The following is a 23,678-nucleotide window of genomic DNA, read 5'->3' as shown; positions in this document are numbered from 1 at the left end:
TGAGGATTAGAAAATCTTCGAGAACTTATCGATGTTGCTGGCATCGTAAACGAACGGCTGCGCCATGGCGCCGTTGCCGTTTGCATCCAGCTGCACTTTACCCAGCTTGCCCATGTTGGCTTCGGTTTTGGTGGCGGTCCCTTTGACTAAATCGTCAGCCAGATATGTCGCGGCATAGCCGAGGTCGATCGGGTTCCAGATGGCGAAGCTTTTGCTGGCGCCGGACTTGATCGCCCCGGCCATCTCAGACGGCAGCCCCAGCCCGGTGACGTACACCTTGCCGATTTTGCCCTGATCCTTCACCGCCTGTGCGGCGGCCACGATCCCCACCGATGAAGGCGACACGATCACTTTAAGATCCGGATAAGACTTCAACAGGCCCACCGCTTCGCGGTAGCTCTTATCAGACAGATCGTCACCGTAGGCGACGGTAACCAGATTGATAGACGGGTACTGCGGCAGCACCTTTTTCATCTCTTCAATCCAGATGTTCTGGTTGGTGGACGTCGGGGTGGCGCTGAGGATCGCCACATCGCCTTTTTCGACGTTCAACGCTTTCAGCGCGTCGGCGGCAAGCTTGACGTTGGTTTCGCCAATTAAGGCGTTATTCGACGGATTGAGATGGATTTGCCGTCCGGCCTGTGCGACACCGGAGTCCCAGGAGACCACCTTGATGCCGCGCTGCATTGCTTTTTTCAACACCGGCACGACCGCGTCCGGATCGTTGGCGGATATCGCGATCGCATCAACCCCCTGGGCGATCAACCCGTTAAGCACTTCGATCTGCGCTTCTGCCGTGGTGGTGGTAGGGCCGGTATAAATAACTTTTACATCACCTAACTCTTTGGCTGCCTCCTGGGCACCCACGTTTGCTGCTTCGAAGAAGCCATTGCCTAACGATTTCGCCACGAGGGCGATTTTTACTTCAGCTAAAGCGGAACCGGACAACGCCAGAGCGGCAACGGTGAGGATCAAGCTTGTCTTTATTTTCATTGCTTTTACTCCACATATTTGAGTTGGGTTTGCAGGTGACAGAGTTCGCCCCGTCTCAGTGAGCGGGGCGCGATGTTATTATGGATAAAGGTCTAACGCGGACTGCATCGGTTGCACATCAAAGCGCTTGCCCAGCGCGATCAGCTCTTCCCGGGTAATGGTCTGTTTCATGCCTCCCATCGAATAGACTTTCACCAGTACTTCGGCCGATTTCTCTGCGGTATCAATCAGCCCAAAGGTTTCGTCCAGCGTCGGGCCGCTGCCGAAGACCCCGTGGAAAGGCCACAGTACCAGAGAATGTTGCTGCATTTGTTGGGCGGTGGCCTGGCCGATTTCGTCAGTGCCCGGCACCATCCACGGCAGAATGCCGACGCCGTCCGGGAACACCACCAGACATTCGGTGCTGCCTTCCCACAGTTTGCGGGTGAACAGATCGCTGTCGTTTTCCAGCACATAGGTCAGGGCAATCAGATTGGTGGCATGGCAATGCATGATCACGCGGTCTTTGCCGTGGGTGAGCTTGATGCGCTCGCTGTGCGACAGGAAATGCGCTGGCAGTTCAGACGTCGGCACCGCGTCGTCGGTCAGCCCCCACAGAATATGATATCCCGCGCCATCGCTGTCGACTTTTACCACGCCAAGGTTGGCGGCCGGGTCGAGTTGAACATTACGGAAGAATTTACCTGAGCCGGTGACCAGAAACGGCTGATTAGCCAGGGTTGGCATCGGCTGGCTCAGCGAGATATAGCGCGGTTTGGCGTGAAAATCGGCCGTGAACGGTGCAATATCCGCCTCGTCGAGACGCAGCGTCAGGTTACCGCCGTTGCGCTCGTCCCAGCCCTTCAGCCAGGCGTCGGAAGTGGCTTTAATCATGCCCTGGACGAACCAGGAGTGGTTGATGTTCTGCATAGTCTTGCGTTTCCTGTTAATGCGATGCGGGGAGCGCCCCTCACCATAAATATGTTGTTTATATGCCGGTCGACCGCTCAGTACGGCGCGACCGGGGATGTGCTGACGCTACCCGCGTTGGGCCAACACCGTTTTTTCATACGCCCGCACGCTATCCAGCCACTGGCTGCCCGCCGGGGTATCGTGGCGCTGGCAATACATCTCCCAGATGGCCTGCCACGGCAGGCATTTCTGCTCTTCCAGCAGGGCCAGGCGGGCGGTGTAATCGCCGTCGACTTCCAGCTGACGCAGCTGTCCGGTCGGCTCCAGCAGGGCGCGCAGCAGCGCTTTTTTCATGTTGCGGGTGCCGATTACCCAGGCGGCGATGCGGTTGATGGAGGCATCAAAGAAATCGAGACCGATATGCACGCGGTCGAACAGATCGTGGCGAATAATTTCGCTGGCAATGGCCTGGGTTTCATCATCCAGCAGCACTACGTGATCGCTGTCCCAACGTACCGGGCGGCTGACGTGCAGCAGCAGGCGCGGGATATACAGCATGGCGGCGGAGATTTTGTCGGAGATCACTTCCGTCGGATGGAAGTGGCCGGCATCCAGGCACAGAGCGGTCTGGCGACTGGTGGCGTAGCCCATATAGAACTCATTGGAGCCGACGGTGTAGCTTTCGGCGCCGATCCCGAACAGCTTGCTCTCCACGGCGTCGATATGGTGCGCCGGGTTGAGTTTCTCGCTGATCACTTCATCAAGCGCATTCAGCAGGCGCTGGCGCGGAGCAAAGCGGTCAACGGTAATATCTTTCATGCCGTCGGGGATCCAGATATTCATCACGGAAGGGGTGCCGAGCTGCTCGCCGAAATAGGCCGACACGCGGCGGCTGGCCTTACAGTGATCGATCCAGAACTGGCGGATGTCGTCGTTGGCATGCGAAAGGGTAAAGCCGTCGGCGCTTAGCGGATGGGAGAAGCAGGAAGGGTTAAAATCCAGCCCCAGCTTGTTAGCTCTCGCCCACTCAACCCAGTTTTTAAAGTGCTCTGGTTTGATTTCATTGCGCGGTACCGGCGTTTCGGACTCCAGATAGAGTGCATGCAGATTCAGGCGCTTTGGCCCAGGGATCAGGCTCAGTGCCTGCTCAAGGTCAGCGCGCAGCTCGGTGGCGTTACGCGCTTTACCCGGATAGTTGCCGGTGGCCTGAATACCGCCGGTCAGGCTTCCTTCCGGGTTCTCGAAGCCGGCAACATCGTCGCCCTGCCAGCAGTGCATGGAAACGGGCAGGCGGTCCAGCTGGCGCAAGGCCTCCTCGACGTCCACGCCTACGCTGGCGTAGCGCTGTTTGGCAATTTCCCAGGCTTGTTCAAGTTGAGTGGTCATGCGCAAAGCTCCTTGGTCTGTTGGGGCTGAAACTGCGCGACGAAGCGGGCAATTTCACTTTCAGGATTAGGGGTAAAGGTGGTGAGGGCGTAGTTTTGCCGCACCACCTGACGGAATTCATCGACGTTGTTCAGCTCATCAAGGGTCATCAGCTGTATGCCGATATTGCCTAGCGTGGAGGCCTCAATGGGGCCTGCGACCACGGTGATACCGCAGGCGTCAGCGCACAGCTGGTTAAGCAGTTCGTTCTGACAGCCGCCGCCGACGATATGCAACTGGCTGAATGGCTGACCGCGAAGTGCTGCCAGCTCGTTGAGAACCTGGGCGTAGAGCAGCGCCAGGCTGTCGAAAATGCAGCGTGCCAGCTCGGCATCGTTATCAGGCACCGGCTGTCCGGATTCACGGCAGGCGGCCTGAATTTCAGCGCTCATATTGTCCGGGTTGATAAAGCGGTCGTCGTTGCAATCAATAACGAAACGGCAGGCTGGAAGCGTGGTGGTGTGGGCGATCAGCGCCGACAGGTCACCAACGTTTTGCTCTTTGAGCACCCGCTGCAGCAGCCACAGGCCCATAATATTTTTCAGTACCCGATAGCGACCTTCAGCCCCGCCTTCGTTGGTGATATTGGCCTTTAGCGCCTCGTCGCTGGTGCAGGGGGTTTTGCTTTCAAAGCCCATCAGCGACCAGGTGCCGGAAGAGAGGTAGGCGGCGTTTTTGCTGGCCAGCGGCGAGGCGATAACCGCGCTGGCGGTATCGTGGCTGGCGACGGCGACCACCGGGATATGATTGCCCTGGGGGCAAATCCAGTGACCAATAACGTTGCCCGGATGCGTCGGCGTACCGAACCACTCGCGCGGCGCGCCGGTCCAGTTCAGCAACTCTTCATCCCAGTTATCGTTATTAATATTGACCAACTGGGTGGTGGTGGCGTTGGTGTATTCCCAGTTCATTTGGCCGGTCAGGCGGAAGCTAAAGTAGTCCGGGATCAGCAGCGCGTGCGCGGCCTGGCTGACCAGTTCCGGCTGCTGTTCAACCAGCGCGCGCAGCTGATACAGCGTGTTAAATGGTAGAAACTGAATGCCGCTGCGGCGGTAGATTTCCGCCCGACCCATTTGCTCTTCAGCATGGCGCATCAAGCCCTGAGTGCGGGAGTCGCGATAGGAAACCGGCAGACCAACGCGCTGACCCTGTTTATCCAGCAGGACATAATCCACACCCCAGGTATCAAAACCGATGCTATCGATCAGGATGCCCTGTTCGCATACTTTCACCAGCCCGCAGCGAATTTCAGCTTCCAGACTATCGATATCCCAGCAGTCGAAGTCATCCACCTTTTTTAAGCTATTGGTAAAGCGGTGAATTTCACGCAGCGCCAGCGTTTGCTGGCCGGGTTGATAACTGGCGAGCATCACCCGCCCGCTGGAAGCGCCTAAATCGACGGCGACACAATGACGAAAACTCATGGGAAGATCCTTGTGAAAATCATTGCATGCAGTCTAAAAAAGTCGGGTCAAGCTCACCTTCTTGTTACTGACAGGGAAAATTCGCCGCTGGCAAGAAAGCAAAGGTGACCGTGAGAGAGGTCACAATTTCGTTTTATCTGGGGATGGGGAGGGGATGTGATGTTGTCCGCAGTTCCCGATCTTTCCCGCCATTTCTTGAAAAAGCGGCAGCCTTTACGAATTTTGCGGTCAAAAATTGAAGGCCGGATCGCCGACCCTTAATTACTATTTGCTCCACTGATTGATAACATTTCTCATTTCGAGGAGCTGCTATGACCATGTTGCACAGTGTGGATTTCTTTAAGTCCGGTGTTTCAGCTGTTGCCATTGAGCCGCGGCTCCCGCAATCGGCTTTTCCGGAACATCATCATGATTTCCATGAAATCGTCATCGTTGAACACGGTACCGGGATTCACGTTTTCAACGGTCAGCCCTATACCATCAGCGGCGGGTCGGTGTGCTTTATTCGCGATCACGATCGCCATCTCTACGAGCACACGGATAATTTATGCCTGACCAACGTGCTTTATCGCGCGCCGGACGCGTTTCGTTTTTTGTCCGGTCTGCACGAGCTGCTACCGCAGGAGCAGGAGGGGAATTATCTCTCGCACTGGCGGGTGAATCAGAATGCTTTGCAGCAGGTGCGCCAGATTGTGGGGCAGATGGAGAACGTTGGCGTGGATTCAGATATGCACGCTATTGCCAGCCGTGAGATTTACTTTATGCAGTTGCTGGTGCTTCTACGTAAAAGCAGCCTTGCGGAAGGGGCATCTGATAACGATGCGCGGCTGAACCATTTAATGGCCTGGCTGGAAGATCATTTTGCCGAAGATGTCTGCTGGGAAGAGGTGGCGGCGCAGTTTTCGCTGTCCCTGCGTACCCTGCATCGCCAGCTAAAGCAGCAAACCGGGCTAACGCCGCAGCGCTATCTCAACCGGGTGCGGTTGATGAAAGCCCGCCATCTGCTGCGCCACAGCGATGAGAGTGTGACGGATATCGCTTATCACTGCGGTTTCGGCGACAGTAACCACTTTTCGACGCTTTTTCGCCGCGAGTTTGACTGGTCGCCGCGCGATATTCGCCAGGGGCGTGACGCCATTCTTCAATAACGCGAGAGCAGTCAACGTTTTAGCGAGTAAAAATGCCAATAATTAACCGTTATTGGCGTTGGAGTGTGCGTGGTGGCAGGTCAGCTGATTCTTCGTAAAGATGAGTTCTTCGCATCTCCTTCGCAGGCGGTGGCGGTGGCGGATCGCTATCCGCAAAACGTCTTCGCCGAGCACACTCACGAGTTTTGTGAGCTGGTGCTGGTGTGGCGGGGCAACGGCCTGCACGTCCTTAACGATCGCCCATGGCGTATTACCCGCGGCGACCTGTTTTATATCCGCGCTGAAGATAAACACTCCTATGCCTCGGTGAATGATTTAGTCCTGCAAAACGTTATCTATTGCCCGGACCGGCTGCGGCTTAATTTTGACTGGGCGGCGCATATTCCCGGCCTGTTTGGTACGCCGTGGGTTCCGCACTGGCGGATTGGCAGCAGCGGGATGGCTCAGGTTCGGCAGGTGATTACCCAACTGGAGCATGAGAGTAGCCGCAGCGATGCGCAGGCCAATAATATGGCGGAGCTGCTGTTTGCCCAACTGGTGCTTATTCTCCAGCGTTACCGCTACGCCACCGATAATCTGGCGGCAACCCAAAGCGAAGCGTTGCTTGATAAGCTGCTTACCAAGCTGGCGGGCAGCCTGAACCGTCCTTTCTTTCTGGATAAATTTTGTGAGCGGGAAGGGTGCAGCGAACGGGCGCTACGCCAGCAGTTTCGTCAGCAGACGGGAATGACCATCAACCACTACCTGCGTCAGCTGCGGATTTGCCACGCCCAATACTTATTGCAGCATACTGAACGCCTGATTGGCGAAGTAGCGATGCAGTGTGGCTTTGAAGACAGTAACTACTTTTCGGTGGTGTTTAACCGTGAGATTGGCATGACGCCGGGGCAGTGGCGGCAGCGCAGTCGCACTGCCGCATAACAAAGCTAGTTCGCCATTCCCAGCCCAACGATATTGGCGGAGATGATAATCACCACGCAGCCGAGGCTTAGCACGCCAACCGGGCGACGACCGGCGTTGCTCCACTCTTTCAGCACCAGCCCTACCAGGCCGCCGCACAGGACATAGAAGCTCATATGCAGCATCCAGCTCATGTAGTCGTACTGCGCCGGAATGCTGGCGTGGCCCCAGGCGTAGAAGAAGAACTGCAGGTACCACATCAGGCCGCCCAATGCGGAAAGCAGGATATTGCTGATGATGAGCGGTTTCGCCAGCGAGAAGTCGGCTTTGATCGACAGATTTTTCACTTTGGCCAGGCGAATAAAGCAGAAACCGAGGTTGACCAGCGCGCCGCCGCCCATAATCACCACGTAGCTTGGCAGCGCAGTGTAAAGTGGGTCAACGCCGAGCGCGGCGGCGGCTTCATGCATCGGCTTGGCGGCGTTCATCGCAAAGGACATACCGGCCGAGAAAATACCGCACATTACCGCCAGTACCAGCCCCTTTTTCAGGTTGAAGTCCTCAGCTTTGATGCCCATTTTGCGCTCTTTGAGCTGGCCTGCGCGGGTGACTATCCCCACGCCAATTACCGCAACCAGCACGCCGAGCAGCGTCATCTGGCCGCCTTTGGTGTTAATTAAGACATCGAATTGACCGTTGAGGATTGGGGTCATTAGCGTGCCGACAATCAACGTAATGCCAATGGCGATACCGATCCCCATCGACATGCCGAGATAGCGCATGGTCAGGCCATAGTTGATATTGCCGATACCCCACATTGCGCCGAAAAGGAAGACGGGCAGAAGCGTGGAGGCATCAAACGAGCCGTAATAGGCCCAAAAATCGGGGAGCAGCATGGCGCTGATGGCCCAGGGCAGGATCAGCCAGGAGACAATTCCGCCAATCGACCACATGGTTTCCCATGACCAATGTTTAACTTTCTTGAACGGAGCATAGAAACAGGCTGCACTGGCCGCACCTATCAAATGCCAAAAAATACCCATCGTAATCGCGTGATTCATTGATTTTATCCTCATCTATTTTTTATCGGATAAATCTTCTTCCGACCCAATGAGTGTAAAAATCGGTCAGTTTTCCCGCCTTTAATCTGTTGCCATCAGACGCTTAATCCTGGCAACCAAAAACTTAATTAGTTGTTCTATATCACAAAAATACATCTATAACTGACTGTTATAACCTTATTAAAAATACGGCATTGATAAGCGTTTTCAATATCATTTAATTAACTATAATGAACCAACTGCTTACGCGGCATTAACACTTCCTGCCGCTCGACAATAATGGAGATGATTATGAGTTATACACTGCCAGCCCTGCCGTACGCTTATGACGCCCTGGAACCGCACTTTGACAAGCAGACGATGGAAATCCATCACTCTAAGCACCACCAGGCCTACGTTAACAATGCTAACGCTGCGCTGGAGAGCCTGCCGGAATTCGCTAGCCTGTCCGCTGAAGAGCTGATCACCAAACTGGATCAGCTGCCGGCTGACAAAAAAGGCGTTCTGCGTAACAACGCCGGCGGTCACGCGAACCACAGCCTGTTCTGGAAAGGCCTGAAAACCGGTACCACTCTGCAGGGCGACCTGAAAGCGGCTATCGAGCGCGATTTCGGTTCCGTTGACAACTTCAAAGCGGAATTTGAAAAAGCGGCAGCTACCCGTTTCGGCTCCGGCTGGGCGTGGCTGGTGCTGAAAGGCGATAAACTGGCTGTAGTTTCTACCGCTAACCAGGACTCCCCGCTGATGGGCGAAGCTATCTCTGGCGCTTCCGGTTTCCCAATTGTGGGTCTGGACGTGTGGGAACACGCTTACTACCTGAAATTCCAGAACCGCCGCCCGGACTACATCAAAGCATTCTGGGACGTGGTTAACTGGGACGAAGCTGCAGCGCGTTTTGCCGCCAAAAAATAAGGTTGCATTGTGCTGACTGAGAAGCGAGTCTGATGACTCGCTTTTTTTGTATCGGCATAAGGAGCAGCAGATGCACTATCCGCTCAACGTCTATATCGGTCGTGTTCGCGACTTTCCCGGCAGCCGCCCGAGCGCTATCAAAAAAATTCAGGTCGACGGCGAGTTAACCCTCGGTGAGCTGGGCCTGGAAGGTGATGAGCAGGCGGAAAAGAAAATTCACGGCGGGCCGGACCGCGCGCTTTGCCACTATCCCCGTGAACACTATGCCGACTGGATCCGCGAGTTTCCTGAACAGGCCGACCTTTTCTGCTCGCCGGCGTTTGGCGAAAACCTCTCTACCGAAGGGCTGACGGAGCATAACGTCCACATTGGCGATATCTTTCGTTGGGGCGAGGCGCTGATTCAGGTCACGCAGCCGCGTTCACCCTGCTTCAAACTCAACTTCCATTTTGCTATCAGCGATATGGCACAGCGGATGCAGCAAAGTGGTAAAACGGGCTGGCTCTATCGGGTGGTGGCGGGCGGTCATGTCTCCAGCGATGCGCCGCTGGAGCGGGTCTCTCAGGTCAGTGATGTGAGCGTCTACGAAGCCGGAGCCATTGCCTGGCATATGCCGTTCGATGATGAGCAGTATCATCGTCTGCTATCTGCAGCGGGGCTGTCGGTGAGCTGGACCCGCACCATGCAGAAGCGGCGTTTAAGCGGGCAGATAGAAGACAATTCGCGGAGATTATGGGGGAATAATTCCCCCCATTAGAGCCTTGCCGGACGTGTTCCCTGAGGTGGCGCGCTGCGCCTGTCCGGGCTACATGTCCGTGTCACCGGGAGAGACCTCATCAGGTCCGTTTGTACAACGGCAGCCAAATCGTTAAACGCAATCCACCCAGAGGGCTGTCATCGGCCTTGACCCAACCCCGATGCTGCTGAATAGCCGCTTCGACAATTGCCAGCCCCAGACCGGTGCCGCCAGACTCGCGATCGCGCGCCTCGTCGGTGCGGTAGAACGGCCGGAATATCTGCTCGCGATCCTCCGGGCTAACGCCTGGACCGTCGTCATCAACGTTAATCGTGATGCCGTCTTTATCGACGGAGAAGCTCACTGAAATTTTGGTATGCGAGTAACGCAGCGCGTTACGCACAATGTTTTCCAGCGCACTTTCCAGAGCGTTCGGGTTGCCGTAGAGCGGCCAGGGGCCTGGCGGATACTCTACCGTGAAGGATTTCCCTACCTGCTCGGCCTCAAACGCTGCGTTATCCAGCACTTCACCCCACAGCTGATTCGCCTTCACCGTTTCGCTCACCAGGGCGTTGTTCGCCTGGTTGCGCGACATCACCAGCAGGTCGTTGATCATGCTGTCCAGCCGGTGGGCTTCGGTCTCAATTCGCTCAAGCTCTTTGCTCTCGCCACTGCGACGACGCAGCAGGGCGGTTCCCAGTTGCAGGCGAGTGAGCGGGGTACGCAGCTCGTGAGAAATATCGGATAACAAGCGCTGCTGCCCGGTCATCATGCGTTCCAGCGCCGTCACCATCTGGTTAAAACTGGCCCCGGCGGCTAAAAACTCCTGCGGGCCGGCTTCCAGCTCTGGATGTTGACGCAGGTTACCCTGTGCGACCTCATCGGCAGCGTTTTTCAACTTACGCGCCGGCTTGGCCAGGCTCCATGCGAGCCACAGAAGCAGGGGAGAACTGACCAGCATCGTCACGATGAGCAGAAGCAACGGACGGTCGAACAGCAGGTTGATAAAGTCTGACTGGGAGGTACTGGCGGGGCGGATCAGATAAAGCTGGTAATTATCTTCCCCATCCCTGACGGAAAACGGGCCAACCATTTCCAGGCGGCCGTAACGTTTTTTCTGCGGATGATCGGCATTATCGGCCTGGCCGATAAAGTTGCGAATGATCTGCATTTCGTTGCGTTCTGCGCCGATAACGCGCCCTTCGCTGGTGACCAGCAGCAAACGCTGCCCCGGCGGGGCCCATTTATCGATCGCGCGGAACAGACGACGCCACCACATCAGGTCGTTGGGCGGGTCGGTCGCCAGTTCTGCTTCGACGTGCTGTTCAATCATGATGCCCTGACGTTGTTCGCTTTCCAGCAATTCGGTCATCTGGCGCGAGTCCAGCTTGGGCAACATCAGAACCAGCATCAACACCAGTGCCAGCGTAAGCCAGAAAATAGCGAAGATGCGTGCGGTTAAACTTCCTATCATGAAGCTGAAACCATCAGGTAGCCTCGGCCACGCAGGGTTTTAAACCACGGATGACCATCTTTGCGCTCCGGCAGCTTACGACGCAGATTCGAAATATGCATATCGATAGCGCGGTCGAATGGCGTCAGGCGTTTTCCCAACACTTCCTGGCTCAGGTGTTCACGAGATACCACCTGACCGAGATGCTGCGCCAGCAGGTAGAGCAGGGTGAACTCGGTACCGGTCAGCTCCAGGGTTTGCCCATCGAAATTGGCCTCCTGACGACCCGGATTGAGGCTTAATGCATCAACTTCCAGCGTCGGGGAACCTGCTTCGGTGGTTTGCTGCTGCTCGCTCCAGTGCGAACGGCGCAGAATCGCGCGTATACGCGCCACCAGTTCACGATCGTTGAACGGCTTAGGCAAGTAATCATCTGCGCCCAGCTCAAGGCCAAGCACGCGATCCAGCTCGCTACCGCGGGCAGTGAGCATAATGACCGGGGTCTGGTGTGTCTGACGTAACTCTTTCAGTGTATCGATGCCGTTTTTCTTCGGCATCATCACATCAAGCAAAAGTAAATCGATGCTGTCGTCAAGAAGAGCCAGTGCCTGTTCCCCGTCATGGGCCACGAGCACATTAAATCCTTCCATATCAAGCAGCTCTTTTAACAGGGAGGTGAGCTCCCGGTCATCATCAACTAACAGGATTTTATTCATTGTTTAAATACCTCCGAGGCAGAAATTACGTCATCAAGGCTCGCTAATCCATGACTTTACGTTGTTTTACACCCCCTGACGCATGTTTGCAGCCCGAATCGTAGACTGTATCTCGTTGAATCGCTACACAGACACAAACGTATTGGGAGTATGTGATGCGCAATGTTATAGCTGCCGTCATGGCCTCAACGCTGGCGTTAAGTGCATATAGCCAGGCCGCTGAAGTCGTTACCAGCGTTAACTGGCTCCCCGGAGACGACGGGGTGCAGCGCACCAGCCAGAGTCATATGTTTGACGGCATAAGTTTAACCGAACAGCAACGTCAGCAGTTACGAGATCTTATGCGACGGGCGCGCCACGACAGGCCACCCATTAATGTTAGCGAAATGGAGACAATGCATCGCCTTGTCACCGCAGAAAATTTTGATGAAAACGCTGTGCGCGCTCAGGCAGATAAGATGGCGCAGGAACAGGTTGCCCGCCAGATCGAAATGGCAAAAGTTCGCAACCAGATGTACCACCTGTTAACGCCAGAGCAGCAAGCGGTTCTCAATGCTAAACACCAGCAACGAATGGATCAGTTGCGTGAGGTTGCAAGGATGCAGAAAGGATCAGCAACCATGCTGTCGAGTAGTAGCAATACCGTGCAACCCCAGTAGTAAACCCTGTTTTCCTTGCCATAGACACCATCCCTGTCTTCCCCCACATGATGTGGGGGTTTTTTTTGCCTGTCACTCAGCAATACGACTTCTTCTCCTTGCGCCTCGTTGCGGTAAAAGTTCAGGTTATACTAAGCGCATCGCCGAAAAGGAGAGTTTATGAATCAATCTTATGGGCGGCTGGTGAGCCGGGCGGCTATTGCGGCGACGGTGATGGCCTCCACGTTACTTTTGATCAAGATTTTTGCGTGGTGGTATACCGGTTCTGTCAGTATTCTGGCTGCGCTTGTGGACTCGCTGGTGGATATTGCCGCCTCGTTAACCAACCTGCTGGTAGTGCGATATTCGCTGCAACCCGCTGATGAAGAGCATACTTTTGGTCACGGCAAGGCGGAATCGCTGGCCGCGCTGGCGCAAAGTATGTTTATCTCCGGGTCGGCCCTGTTCCTGTTTTTGACCGGCATACAGCATCTGGCACGTCCAGAGCCTATGCAGGCGGCAGGTATCGGCATGATCGTGACCCTGATTGCGCTGCTCAGCACGCTGGTGCTGGTCACTTTTCAGCGCTGGGTGGTGAGAAAAACGCAAAGTCAGGCGGTGCGAGCAGATATGCTTCATTATCAGTCTGATGTTATGATGAATGGCGCCATTCTGGTGGCGCTGGGCCTGTCCTGGTATGGCTGGCATCGTGCCGATGCGCTGTTTGCTCTCGGGATTGGCATCTATATTTTATATAGCGCTCTGCGTATGGGCTATGACGCTGTTCAGTCGTTATTAGACCGCGCACTTCCTGACGAGGAACGTCAGGACATTATCAATATCGTGACCGCATGGCCTGGCGTCAGCGGGGCGCACGATCTACGAACGCGGCAGTCAGGGCCGACTCGCTTTATTCAAATACATTTGGAAATGGAAGATAACCTCCCTCTGGTTCAGGCGCATGTGATTGCCGACCAGGTTGAGCAGGCGATTCTGCACCGTTTCCCGGGTTCTGATGTCATTATCCATCAAGACCCCTGCTCCGTCGTGCCGCTGGCACGCCAGGGCGTTTTTTGAGCGTTGAGTTATAGTCTGTAAATTCGATTTTAAAATGTGGGGCGGATCGGCATTATTTGTATAAATTACCGCCATTTGGTCTGACCTGAATCAATTCAGCCAGAAGCGTTTGATATACTATTGCAATTATCGTCGTGCTCTCCTGATCGAGGAGCGCTTCAGGCAACAGGATTATTTTTTGCTTCCTAAGTTCAGAGGTAGTCATGATTAAGAAAATCGGTGTATTGACAAGTGGCGGTGATGCGCCGGGCATGAACGCAGCAATTCGTGGCGTTGTGCGCGCAGCATTAACGGAAGGTCTGGAAGTTTTTGGAATCTATGACGGTTACCTCGGCCTGTATGAAGATCGCATGGTTCAACTCGATCGCTATAGCGTTTCCGACATGATCAACCGTGGCGGTACTTTCCTGGGTTCAGCGCGTTTTCCTGAATTCCGTGAAGAACACGTGCGTGCCGTAGCCCTTGAGAACATGAAAAAGCGTGGTCTGGATGCGCTGGTTGTTATTGGCGGCGACGGTTCCTACATGGGGGCAATGCGCCTGACCGAAATGGGCTTCCCGTGCATCGGCCTGCCTGGCACTATCGATAACGACATCAAAGGCACCGACTACACCATCGGTTTCTTCACTGCGCTGAGCACTGTAGTTGAAGCGATTGACCGTCTGCGTGATACCTCTTCTTCTCATCAGCGTATTTCTGTTGTTGAAGTGATGGGCCGCTACTGTGGCGACCTGACCCTGGCGGCGGCGATTTCCGGTGGCTGTGAGTTCATCATGGTTCCCGAAGTTGAATACACCCGCGATGACCTGGTGTCTGAAATCAAAGCCGGTATTGCGAAAGGTAAGAAACACGCCATCGTGGCGATCACTGAGCACATGTGCGACGTGGACGAACTGGCTCACTACATCGAGAAAGAAACCGGTCGTGAAACCCGTGCAACGGTACTGGGTCACATTCAGCGTGGTGGTTCTCCGGTTCCTTATGACCGTATCCTGGCTTCCCGCATGGGCGCCTACGCGATTGAACTGTTGCTGCAGGGCTTCGGTGGCCGCTGTGTCGGCATTCAGAACGAAAAACTGGTGCACCATGACATCATCGATGCTATCGAGAACATGAAGCGTCCGTTCAAAAACGACTGGCTGGATTGCGCGAAGAAACTGTACTAATTCTGGCGCGAGACAAACAAAAAGGCCTTCTCAGAGAGAAGGCCTTTTTTTATCGGGCGGGTTATTCGATATCCAGCGCATCCTCGGAAAGGATGATGCCGGTATTATCAGCATACAGATGGTCGCCGGAGAAGAAGGTCACGCCGCCGAAATTGACGCGAACGTCGCTTTCGCCGATGCCTTCGCCAGCGGCGCCAACAGGAATAGCGGCCAGCGCCTGGATGCCAATATCCAGATCTTCCAGGTCGTCAACCTGACGCACTGCGCCATAGACCACTAACCCTTCCCACTCGTTTTGTACGGCCAGACGCGCCAGGTCGGCGTCAATTAATGCACGGCGGACGGAGCCCCCGCCATCGATCAGTAAGATGTGACCACGGCCGTTCTGTTCGAGCATATCGTATAGCAACCTGTTATCCTCGAAACATTTCACCGTGATGATTTGTCCACCAAACGACGACCGCCCCCCAAAGTTGGAGAACAGAGGTTCCACTACGTTGACATCTTCCTGGTAGATGTCACAAAGCTCGGAAGTATCGTATTTCATAGGCTTAACGTTCAGTTGCTGCGAGAGTTTTTAGTATATCTCGCGAATCGTATTGTTGGCAAAATCATCAATTGTTAATTGATATTTGTCAGTTAACCCGCGAGCTTGCTGCAAACAATTCCAATGACAAACAGCAGGTTGGTTAACAGCGCAGCTTTGACCGTCCGTTCGAGCATTGGACGCATGGCGACCGGCTCGCGCTCGCGCATCACAAATCGCGCCTGCTTCGCCAGCAGCGGCGTAGCGAGCATGAACAGCCAACCCCATAGGTTTTGTAGCGATATCAGATTAAACAGCGCCAGACACAGCAGAGCGCCGATAAGCAGGCTTGCGTGGTAGCGGCGGGCGTTGACCGGCCCCAGGCGTACCGCCAGGGTGTTTTTGCCGTTCTCTCTATCGCTATCGATATCGCGCAGATTATTGATATTCAGCACCGCAGCAGCTAACAAGCCACAGGCGGTGGCAGGCAGGAAAATGACGGCTTCAATGGTGTGGGCCTGTAGATACCAGCTCCCGGCGACGCTAAGCCAGCCAAAGAACAGCAGTACCGAAATATCGCCCAGGCCGATATAACCGTAAGGACGGGTTCCGACGGTATAGGTAATGGCGGCGATAATCGAAAGGCTGCCGAGCACCATAAAGCCAATAAAATCGGCCATCGTTTGCCAGGCGCAGAACAGCAGCGCCAGCCCGGAGAGGCAAATCAGCGCCACGGTGGCGATCAGCGCGCGCTTCATTTGCGGCTGGGTGATAGCCCCTTTCTGCATGCCGCGCAGTGGCCCTAAACGGTCGGGTTTATCGCTGCCCTTCACGGCATCGCCATAATCGTTGGCGAGATTCGACAGTATTTGCAGCAATCCAGCGGTGATCAGCGCCAGTAGCGCGACCCAGGGATCGAAGTGCCCCTGATACCAGGCCAGCGTTGTGCCAACCACGATGGCGGAAAAGGCCAGAGGAAGTGTTTTTGGCCGCAGGCTTTCGAGCCAGGCCTGGGTGCGGGTTATTGGTTTTTCAGTCATAGGTTCCGGCCAATAAAAATGGGGCTATACCCGCCATCCTTCAAGCTGCCTCTTTGTTGGCTTCGCCTGCTCACCCCGGTCACTTACCTGAGTAAGCTCCCGGAGATTCTCTGCGTCGCCGCCTTCCTGCAACTCGAATTATGTTGGGTTTATATAGCCCCATCTATAGTGATGAAAATATATTGGACCGGATTATAGGATAAAACGGCTCAGATCTTCATCTGCCACCAGTACATCCAGATGTTTACCAACATATTCCGCATCAATCGTGATGCTCTGACCGTTCATTTCGCTGGCGTCGTAGGAGATATCTTCAATCAGACGCTCCAGCACGGTGTGCAGACGACGTGCACCGATGTTTTCGGTGGTTTCGTTTACCTGCCATGCTGCCTGTGCGATGCGCTTGATACCTTCTTGGGTAAACTCGATGTTAACCCCTTCGGTGGCCATCAGTGCTTTGTACTGCACGGTGATGGAGGCATTCGGCTCGGTCAGGATGCGCTCGAAATCTTCAGTAGTCAGCGCTTTCAGCTCAACGCGGATCGGCAGACGTCCCTGCAGTTCCGGGATCAGGTCAGACGGGCTGGCCACCTGGAATGCGCCGGAGGCGATAAACAGGATATGGTCGGTTTTGACCATGCCGTGTTTGGTTGAGACGGTGCAGCCTTCCACCAGCGGCAGCAGGTCACGCTGAACGCCTTCACGAGAGACATCCGGGCCAGAGCTGTTGCCACCACGCTTACAGATTTTGTCGATTTCGTCGATAAACACGATACCGTGCTGTTCAACGGCATCGATGGCATCCTGCTTCAGCTCTTCCGGGTTCACCAGTTTCGCCGCTTCTTCTTCAATCAGCAGCTTCATCGCGTCTTTGATTTTCAGCTTACGCGGCTTTTGCTTCTGGCCACCGAGGTTCTGGAACATAGACTGCAGCTGGCTGGTCATCTCTTCCATGCCCGGAGGGGACATGATTTCAACACCCATTGGCGCAGCGGCAAGGTCAATCTCGATTTCTTTGTCGTCGAGCTGGCCTTCACGCAGTTTCTTACGGAATGCCTGGCGTGCCGCTGACGGCTCCTGAGGCTGTTCTGCCTGGCCCCAGTTATTTTTTGCCGGCGGGATCAGCACGTCGAGAATACGCTCTTCGGCCATCTCTTCGGCGCGATAGCGGTTTTTATCAATGGACTGCATGCGGACCATTTTGATCGCCGCATCGGTCAGATCGCGGATAATCGAATCCACTTCTTTACCGACATAGCCCACTTCGGTGAATTTCGTTGCTTCAACTTTGATGAACGGCGCGTTGGCCAGTTTTGCCAGACGACGAGCAATTTCGGTTTTACCGACGCCGGTCGGGCCGATCATCAGAATGTTTTTCGGCGTGACTTCGTGGCGCAGCTCTTCGTCTAACTGCATACGGCGCCAGCGGTTACGCAGCGCGATAGCCACAGAACGCTTGGCTGCATCCTGACCGATAATGTGTTTGTCCAGTTCGCTGACAATTTCGCGTGGGGTCATTTCAGACATGGGAGATCCTTACGCTTTAGAGGCTAATTCTTCGATGGTGTGGAAATGGTTGGTATATATGCAGATATCACCTGCAATATTCAACGCCTTCTCTGCGATGTCGCGTGCGCCCATATCGGTGTTTTCCAGCAGAGCACGAGCCGCGGCCTGAGCGTAGGGGCCACCAGAACCGATAGCGATCAGATCGTTTTCGGGCTGCACCACGTCACCGTTACCGGTGATGATTAGCGAGGCGTTTTCATCCGCGACCGCCAGCAGGGCTTCCAGTTTGCGCAACATACGATCGGTACGCCAGTCTTTTGCCAGTTCCACGGCGGCCTTGACCAGGTGTCCCTGGTGCATTTCCAGTTTACGTTCAAACAGTTCGAACAGCGTGAAGGCATCAGCAGTGCCGCCGGCGAAACCTGCGATCACTTTGTCGTTGTACAGGCGACGAACCTTTTTCACGTTACCTTTCATGACGGTATTGCCAAGCGTGGCCTGGCCATCACCGGCGATAACCACATGGCCGTTACGGCGAACACTTACTATTGTTGTCACGAGCAGACCCCTTGGTTACAAATGCAGAATAGGGGCCCCGCGGATGACGCGGGGCAGAATGCAATTATAGATGGGGGGGATTTTTAGGGTTTCAACCCCTGGCGGCAAGACGAATGCAGTTTGCATGCCCGGCCATCTTCAGGCGAGTGATCATATCGTTGGCGCTTTCTTTGCCTTTCAGCGGTCCAATCACCACGCGGTTCCAGCCGTTGTTGGTGGTAATGCGTGACGAGAACCCTTCAAATGCCAGCTGTGCGCGCACGGTTTCTGCCTGCTCAGCGCCTTTAAAGGAGCCGCACTGAATCATCCAGCTACGATCGTCTTTCTTCTCAGCCGGCGCTTTCTGCGCTTCTTCAACGCGAGCAACTGGCGCGGCGGCCTGGGTTTTAGGCTGCGACGTTGTATGTGCTGGCGTTTGTAGCAGATCCTGATATGGCTGCTGGGTAGACGCGGTTTGCTTCGGCTGCTGCACCGGTTTTGGTTGCGCAGCTGGTTTTGGCTGTTCTGCTACTCGCTGTTGCGCACGCGGCTGTTGTACCGGCGCCTGCGTTTGCGTCTGAGTCCACTGCTGCTGGGCAACCTGTTGCTGCTGTTGCACCTGCTGCTGAGCCAGACGCTGACGTTGCAGCGTTTGCTGGCGCTGGGCCTGGGTTTGTTCGTTCCACGGAACTTCAGTCAGCTGAGTTGGCTGCTGGCGCATATCCGCCTGCATTTGTGCCAGCAGCTGACGCTGTTCGTTGGTTAGCTGTTCGGGTTTCATCACTTCCCCGCCGGCCGTCGGTTCAGTAGGCGCACGTACGCCAGGCTGGCGACTTTCCAGCTCTTTGATATAGCGCCAGCGCTCTTCCGGCTTCGGCGGTAAGCCGTTTCCTGCAGCCTGACGGTTTTGCAGGGCTTCCGCTTCTTCTTTTTTATGGTGCGTGATGAAGTACAGCCCACCGATAAAGGCCACCAGCACTGCCGCCGCGATCGCAACCATTGTTGGTGAAACCGCCGCCAGGCTGCTCTGTTTGTTCCTTGAGCTTCGGGTATTACCCTTTTTGCGCCGCGAAGAAGCCGGTTGGCTGCGGCGTACATAATCTCGTTGTGCCACTATCGTTTCGCTGTCTTATTCGTTCGTCAGTCCGCCATGTTACTTAAGCGGCAAGGCTTTGACCAGAACCGGATGGTTATGCTCTGATTTTACGTGTACTGCCGCGAACGATCAGTTCGCAGTCCAGCAATCGTGAACCACTGTTCACATTATGACCATGTAGCTGATCCAGTAGCAATAGCATCGCTTCGCGGCCGATATCAAAGCGCGGTTGCGCAACGGTCGTCAATGGCGGATCGCAAAATTCAGATAAAGAGATATTATCGAAACCCACAATCGACAGGTCGTCAGGCACTTTCAGGCCCCGGCGTTTTGCCAGCGACAGCGCACCAAGCGCCATGATATCGCTGTGGCAGAAAACCGCGGTGGGCGGCACCGGGAGCGCCAGAAGCTGCTCCAGCGCGTTGGCACCAGCTTCATAGGTAAAATTACCGCGCGCAATATAATGCGGGTCGATAGTTATCCCACTGCGGCGCAGCGCCTGCACATAGCCCTGAAGCCGGTAATGGCACAGCGGCATCTCTTCCGGACCGGCGATACAGCCAATGCGCTGGTGTCCCAGTTCATGCAGATAATTGACAGCATTAAACGCCGCGGTGAGGTTATCGATATGCACCGTCGGCAGCTCCAGCTCCGGCGCAAACTCATTCGCCATGACCATCGGCGGTAGATTGCGTTGCTCTTCAACGCCAGCGTCGAAGGGCAGTCGTGAACCGAGCAGCAGCATACCGTCGATCTGCTTGGTGATAATCAGGTCGATAAAGGTTTTTTCCTGGCGGTTCTGGTGAGCGCAGTCACCGATCAGCACCAGATATCCCTGTTCTGCCGCGGTGATCTCAATGCCTCGAATGATCTCGCTGAAAAAGGGATCGCAAATATCAGGCACGATGACCAGAATCGTACGCGATTCATTGCGTTTCATGTTACGGCCGAGCGACTGTGGCAAATAGCCGACTTCAAGCGCTGCCTGTTCCACCCGGTTACGGGTAGTCTGAGAAACCTTATCGGGATTCATTAACGCTCGGGACACGGTTGCCGTGGAAACGTTTGCCTTCAGGGCGACGTCTTTCATCGTGGCGGCAACCACCTGTTTTTTGGGCTTCACCTGTTTTCTCCTCACTGACTCGTGCAGACACATCCCTTGTGCTCTGACATCAGCAACATTTTTAGCAGATAGTCGATGCAGAGAGTTACAGAATTTTCATGAAAAACGTGATGGTTGTTGAATTTTTTCGATCCGTCTCGCAAGAGAAGGCTTAACCTTCAATAGGATCGACATCCAGAACCCACTTTACCTTACGTGCTTCCGGCAGGGTGTTGATCAGCGCTAATGTCCCGCTGACAATATGCTGCAGGCGAACGCGCGACGGATGCTGGAGCAGGATCTGCCAGCGCCAACGGCCTCCGCGTTTGGGGGCCAGCGCCGGTACGGGACCAAGCACCCAAAGTTTGTCGTCGGCCAACGGGCTGGCCTGAAGCAAATTGCGCAACTGTTGCAGGAACAGCGGCGCCTGCTGATTGTTGTGATCTTCGGCACGAATCAGGACGTGGCTGGTCCACGGCGGCAGCTGCATGGTCTGACGTTCGGCCAGCGCCTGATCGGCAAAAGCGTCGTAACCCTGATACAGCAGCGTTTGCAGCAGCGGATGCTCCGGATGGTGCGTTTGCAGAATCACCTCGCCCTGTTTACCCGCGCGCCCGGCACGACCAGAGACCTGGGTATAGAGCTGGGCGAAGCGCTCGGCGGAACGGAAGTCGGCGGAAAACAGCGCGCCGTCAACGTCCAGCAGAGACACCAGCGTCACGTCCGGGAAGTGGTGACCTTTAGCCAGCATCTGCGTGCCGATCAGGATACGCGCGCCGCCGCGGTGGATATCGGCGAGGTGCTGCTCGAGCGCCCCTTTGCGGCTGGTGGTATCCCGGTCGACGCGGGAGATCGGAACGCCGGGAAACAGCGGAGCCAGCGCCTGCTCCAGCTGTTCGGTTCCCAGCCCGACGGGAACAAGGTGCGTCGACCCGCAAGAGGGACACTGACGCGGAATGGGGCGCTGACTGTCGCAGTGGTGGCAGCGCAGGTGATGCTGGGCCTGGTGCAGGGTGTAATAGCTGTCGCAGCGTGGACATTCGGCAATCCACCCGCAGTCGTGGCACAGCAGTGCAGGGGCAAAACCGCGGCGGTTTAAAAACAGGATCACCTGGTTATCGGCCTGCAGATGTTGCCGCATGCGGCTAATCAGGGCCGGAGAAAGTCCCGCCTGCAGCTGCTGGCCTTTTAAATCCAGCACGTGCTGCTGAGCCGGACGCGCGTTGCCCGCTCGCTTGGTCAGCTTTAGCTGACGATACTTGCCCTGACGAACGTTATAGAGCGTCTCCAGCGCTGGCGTGGCGGAGCCCAGAATGATCGGGATTTGCTCGCTGTGGGCGCGCCAGACCGCCAGGTCGCGGGCATGATAGCGCCAGCCTTCCTGTTGCTTATAGGAGCTATCGTGCTCCTCATCGATAACGATCACCCCGAGGTCTTTAAACGGCGTAAACAGCGACGAGCGCGTCCCGATGACGATAGCCGCCTCGCCATTTTTAGCCTTTAACCATGCAGAAAGACGTTCGCTGTCATTCAGCCCGGAGTGCAGCACCTCAACCGGCGCGTTAAAGCGCTGGCGGAAGCGGGCGATGGTTTGCGGCGTGAGGCCAATCTCCGGCACCATCACCAGCGCCTGACGGCCCTGTGCCAGCACGTTTTCCAGGACACTGAGATAGACTTCCGTTTTGCCGGAACCGGTAATACCGGCCAGCAGCCAGGTTGAAAACCGGTCTGAAGCGCTGTGAATGGCGCCCACGGCGGTGGCCTGTTCGGTATTCAGACGCAGCCGTTCGCCGGGAATGGAAAAATGGCTTCGCCAGTCGGTAAGGGCCGGGGTTTCGCTCGCCAGCTCACACAGCCCTTTACCACGCAGCGCCTGCAGCGCCGCATCGTTAAACTCCAGCTCTGCTACCTGATAGCGCCATATTTTTCCCTGACGCAGCGCCGACAGCGCCTGCTGTTGCTTCGGCGAACGCTTGAGGCTGTTGATGTCGACGGCCTGCCCCTGTTCGGTGGCAAACCAGTACCACTGCGGCGCTGCGCTGGCCGGTTTACCCTGACGTAGCAGGATCGGTAGCGCGTGGAACAGCACATCACCGATAGGGTGGTGATAATAATCGGCCGCCCATAGCAGCAGCCGCCAGACGGTAGATGAAAACACCGGTTCGCTATCCAGCGCTTCGGCAACCGGTTTTAGCTCATCCAGCGGCAGTTCGCTGTGCTCGCTGATGGCGGTGACAATGCCAATCTTCTCCTGTTTCCCGAAGGGCACACGCACGCGACAGCCTGCTTTGACCGTCATGCCTTCAGGGAGGCGGTAGTCAAAAGTACGGGGCAGCGGAACGGGCAGGGCAACGTGGGCGACGGACATGTCATCTTCCTGACTTGAAATCTGGCCGCTTAGTATACACATTGTGATAAGGGCTCGCGGATCAGTTTGCATATGCTGGTCAAATTCTGTATGATTCGCCGCCTTTGGTGCGCTTCGTGCAGCATCAAACTAAACGTATTACCTGAAAGTCTCGCGCTGTGGTCAATGTGCCGGTAGCGTAGAAGGTGACAGGCAATTATTAACATCGCGTGGTGTCTGGCGTTAGGGCTGGAAGAGCGACGCGGCCTTAACTGAGGTTCTCCCATGAAAAAAGATATTCACCCGAAATACGAAGAAGTTACTGCTAACTGCTCTTGCGGTAACGTCATGAAAATCCGTTCTACCGTTGGTCACGACCTGAACCTCGACGTGTGCGGTAAATGTCACCCGTTCTACACTGGCAAGCAGCGTGACGTTGCTACCGGTGGCCGTGTTGACCGCTTCAACAAGCGCTTCAGCGTGCCGGGTACCAGCAAGTAATTTGCTGAAAGAAAAAGCCGCCTCAGGGCGGCTTTTTTTGTTTTTGTCACCAGACCGCGCTGTAGTCGATGGCCGGTCAGCGACGTCAAAAAGGGCGGAGATAAACTCCGCCCTTTTTCATGCGCTTAGTATTCCCACGTATCCGGGTCGATGCCCATCTCACGCATAATCTGCTTCGCCGCTTCCGGGATCTCATCGCTGCGCTCTTTACGCAGGTCTTCATCGTTCGGCAACGGTTGACCGGTAAAGGCATGCAGGAACGCTTCACACAGCAGTTCGCTGTTGGTGGCATGCCGCAGGTTGTTCACCTGGCGACGCGTGCGTTCATCGGTGAGGATTTTTAACACCTTCAGAGGAATGGAAACCGTAATTTTTTTTACTTGCTCACTCTTCTTACCGTGCTCAGCGTATGGGCTGATATATTCGCCGCTCCATTCAGCCATGAGATACCTTAATCCTCTATTCATTAGTTAAGGACCA

At 55.4% G+C, this 23,678-nt stretch carries 23 protein-coding genes; 8 read left to right on the top strand and 15 right to left on the bottom strand.

From position 1 onward, the window contains the following. Positions 1–6 precede the first annotated feature (6 nt). From rhaS (ACMYSN_RS14420) to rhaB, 4 genes are all read right to left on the bottom strand, one after another. Positions 7–993 carry a rhamnose ABC transporter substrate-binding protein gene (gene rhaS, locus ACMYSN_RS14420; RefSeq protein WP_123758026.1) on the bottom strand — a complete coding sequence of 329 codons (987 nt, stop codon included), beginning with the start codon at positions 991–993 and terminating at the stop codon, positions 7–9. 78 nt (positions 994–1,071) lie between these two features. Continuing rightward, on the bottom strand, positions 1,072–1,902 hold the full coding sequence (rhaD, locus tag ACMYSN_RS14415; RefSeq protein ID WP_462495277.1) for a rhamnulose-1-phosphate aldolase: 831 nt from the start codon (positions 1,900–1,902) through the stop codon (positions 1,072–1,074). Positions 1,903–2,010: 108 nt separating this feature from the next. Then, the gene (gene rhaA / locus ACMYSN_RS14410) at positions 2,011–3,270 is read right to left on the bottom strand and encodes an L-rhamnose isomerase (protein ID WP_462495276.1); all 1,260 of its coding nucleotides are present in this window, start codon (positions 3,268–3,270) and stop codon (positions 2,011–2,013) included. Beyond that, positions 3,267–4,733, bottom strand: coding sequence for a rhamnulokinase (gene rhaB, locus ACMYSN_RS14405; RefSeq protein ID WP_462495275.1), 1,467 nt, complete (start codon positions 4,731–4,733; stop codon positions 3,267–3,269). Before rhaB ends, rhaA begins: the two co-directional genes overlap by 4 nt. Positions 4,734–5,044: 311 nt before the next feature. On the opposite strand from rhaB, the gene rhaS (ACMYSN_RS14400) reads away from it, so the two are divergent. Together rhaS (ACMYSN_RS14400) and rhaR are read left to right on the top strand one after the other, a co-directional pair. Further along, the gene (gene rhaS / locus ACMYSN_RS14400; RefSeq protein WP_462495274.1) at positions 5,045–5,881 is read left to right on the top strand and encodes an HTH-type transcriptional activator RhaS; all 837 of its coding nucleotides are present in this window, start codon (positions 5,045–5,047) and stop codon (positions 5,879–5,881) included. 72 nt (positions 5,882–5,953) lie between these two features. Then, positions 5,954–6,802, top strand: coding sequence for an HTH-type transcriptional activator RhaR (gene rhaR / locus ACMYSN_RS14395; RefSeq protein ID WP_462495273.1), 849 nt, complete (start codon positions 5,954–5,956; stop codon positions 6,800–6,802). 5 nt (positions 6,803–6,807) lie between these two features. Here the strand turns inward: rhaR and rhaT are convergent, their stop codons facing one another. Continuing rightward, entirely contained in the window at positions 6,808–7,842 is a 1,035-nt protein-coding gene (rhaT, locus tag ACMYSN_RS14390) for an L-rhamnose-proton symporter family protein (protein ID WP_462495272.1), read from the bottom strand. 291 nt (positions 7,843–8,133) lie between these two features. Between rhaT and sodA the strand changes: the two genes are divergently transcribed. After that, positions 8,134–8,754, top strand: a complete 621-nt coding sequence (gene sodA / locus ACMYSN_RS14385; protein ID WP_123758017.1) for a superoxide dismutase [Mn] — start codon at positions 8,134–8,136, stop codon at positions 8,752–8,754. 70 nt (positions 8,755–8,824) lie between these two features. Beyond that, on the top strand, positions 8,825–9,511 hold the full coding sequence (gene yiiM / locus ACMYSN_RS14380; protein ID WP_462495271.1) for an MOSC domain-containing protein: 687 nt from the start codon (positions 8,825–8,827) through the stop codon (positions 9,509–9,511). Positions 9,512–9,590: 79 nt separating this feature from the next. On the opposite strand, the gene cpxA is transcribed toward yiiM, so the two are convergent. Further along, positions 9,591–10,964 carry an envelope stress sensor histidine kinase CpxA gene (gene cpxA, locus ACMYSN_RS14375; protein WP_123758015.1) on the bottom strand — a complete coding sequence of 458 codons (1,374 nt, stop codon included), beginning with the start codon at positions 10,962–10,964 and terminating at the stop codon, positions 9,591–9,593. Then, complete coding sequence (gene cpxR / locus ACMYSN_RS14370; RefSeq protein ID WP_004203671.1) at positions 10,961–11,659, bottom strand: envelope stress response regulator transcription factor CpxR; 699 nt, start codon at positions 11,657–11,659, stop codon at positions 10,961–10,963. Before cpxR ends, cpxA begins: the two co-directional genes overlap by 4 nt. A 155-nt stretch (positions 11,660–11,814) precedes the next feature. Between cpxR and cpxP the strand changes: the two genes are divergently transcribed. The 3 genes from cpxP (at position 11,815) to pfkA (ending at position 14,540) form a co-directional block, all read left to right on the top strand. Then, the gene (gene cpxP / locus ACMYSN_RS14365; RefSeq protein ID WP_123758014.1) at positions 11,815–12,318 is read left to right on the top strand and encodes a cell-envelope stress modulator CpxP; all 504 of its coding nucleotides are present in this window, start codon (positions 11,815–11,817) and stop codon (positions 12,316–12,318) included. A 159-nt stretch (positions 12,319–12,477) separates the two neighbouring features. Continuing rightward, the gene (gene fieF / locus ACMYSN_RS14360; protein WP_462495270.1) at positions 12,478–13,374 is read left to right on the top strand and encodes a cation-efflux pump; all 897 of its coding nucleotides are present in this window, start codon (positions 12,478–12,480) and stop codon (positions 13,372–13,374) included. 203 nt (positions 13,375–13,577) lie between these two features. Then, a complete protein-coding gene (pfkA, locus tag ACMYSN_RS14355) occupies positions 13,578–14,540 on the top strand; it encodes a 6-phosphofructokinase (RefSeq protein ID WP_123758012.1) in 963 nt (320 codons plus the stop codon). A gap of 61 nt (positions 14,541–14,601) precedes the next feature. Here the strand turns inward: pfkA and rraA are convergent, their stop codons facing one another. The 7 genes from rraA to priA form a co-directional block, all read right to left on the bottom strand. Next, entirely contained in the window at positions 14,602–15,087 is a 486-nt protein-coding gene (gene rraA / locus ACMYSN_RS14350; protein WP_462495269.1) for an RraA family protein, read from the bottom strand. 92 nt (positions 15,088–15,179) lie between these two features. Next, positions 15,180–16,106, bottom strand: a complete 927-nt coding sequence (menA, locus tag ACMYSN_RS14345; protein WP_462495268.1) for a prenyltransferase — start codon at positions 16,104–16,106, stop codon at positions 15,180–15,182. Positions 16,107–16,298: 192 nt separating this feature from the next. Beyond that, a complete protein-coding gene (gene hslU, locus ACMYSN_RS14340) occupies positions 16,299–17,633 on the bottom strand; it encodes an ATP-dependent protease ATPase subunit HslU (RefSeq protein ID WP_462495267.1) in 1,335 nt (444 codons plus the stop codon). 9 nt (positions 17,634–17,642) lie between these two features. Further along, entirely contained in the window at positions 17,643–18,173 is a 531-nt protein-coding gene (gene hslV / locus ACMYSN_RS14335; RefSeq protein ID WP_095105382.1) for an ATP-dependent protease subunit HslV, read from the bottom strand. Positions 18,174–18,264: 91 nt separating this feature from the next. Continuing rightward, positions 18,265–19,266 (bottom strand): cell division protein FtsN, encoded by a 1,002-nt coding sequence (ftsN, locus tag ACMYSN_RS14330; protein WP_462495266.1) that lies wholly within the window; start codon positions 19,264–19,266, stop codon positions 18,265–18,267. Positions 19,267–19,342: 76 nt separating this feature from the next. Further along, positions 19,343–20,371, bottom strand: coding sequence for a DNA-binding transcriptional regulator CytR (gene cytR, locus ACMYSN_RS14325; RefSeq protein WP_123758007.1), 1,029 nt, complete (start codon positions 20,369–20,371; stop codon positions 19,343–19,345). A gap of 151 nt (positions 20,372–20,522) precedes the next feature. Next, on the bottom strand, positions 20,523–22,718 hold the full coding sequence (gene priA / locus ACMYSN_RS14320; protein WP_462495265.1) for a primosomal protein N': 2,196 nt from the start codon (positions 22,716–22,718) through the stop codon (positions 20,523–20,525). A 264-nt stretch (positions 22,719–22,982) separates the two neighbouring features. On the opposite strand from priA, the gene rpmE reads away from it, so the two are divergent. Next, a complete protein-coding gene (gene rpmE, locus ACMYSN_RS14315; protein WP_045853658.1) occupies positions 22,983–23,198 on the top strand; it encodes a 50S ribosomal protein L31 in 216 nt (71 codons plus the stop codon). Between the two features lie 125 nt (positions 23,199–23,323). Here rpmE and metJ read toward each other — a convergent pair whose 3' ends face one another. After that, positions 23,324–23,641 carry a met regulon transcriptional regulator MetJ gene (metJ, locus tag ACMYSN_RS14310; protein ID WP_004869405.1) on the bottom strand — a complete coding sequence of 106 codons (318 nt, stop codon included), beginning with the start codon at positions 23,639–23,641 and terminating at the stop codon, positions 23,324–23,326. Positions 23,642–23,678: the final 37 nt, after the last annotated feature.

The organism is Klebsiella sp. R445 (assembly GCF_051131755.1).
Lineage (GTDB): Bacteria > Pseudomonadota > Gammaproteobacteria > Enterobacterales > Enterobacteriaceae > Klebsiella > Klebsiella lignicola.
Note: the sequence above shows the minus strand (reverse complement) of the source record. Positions and strands in the feature narration are given on the sequence as shown.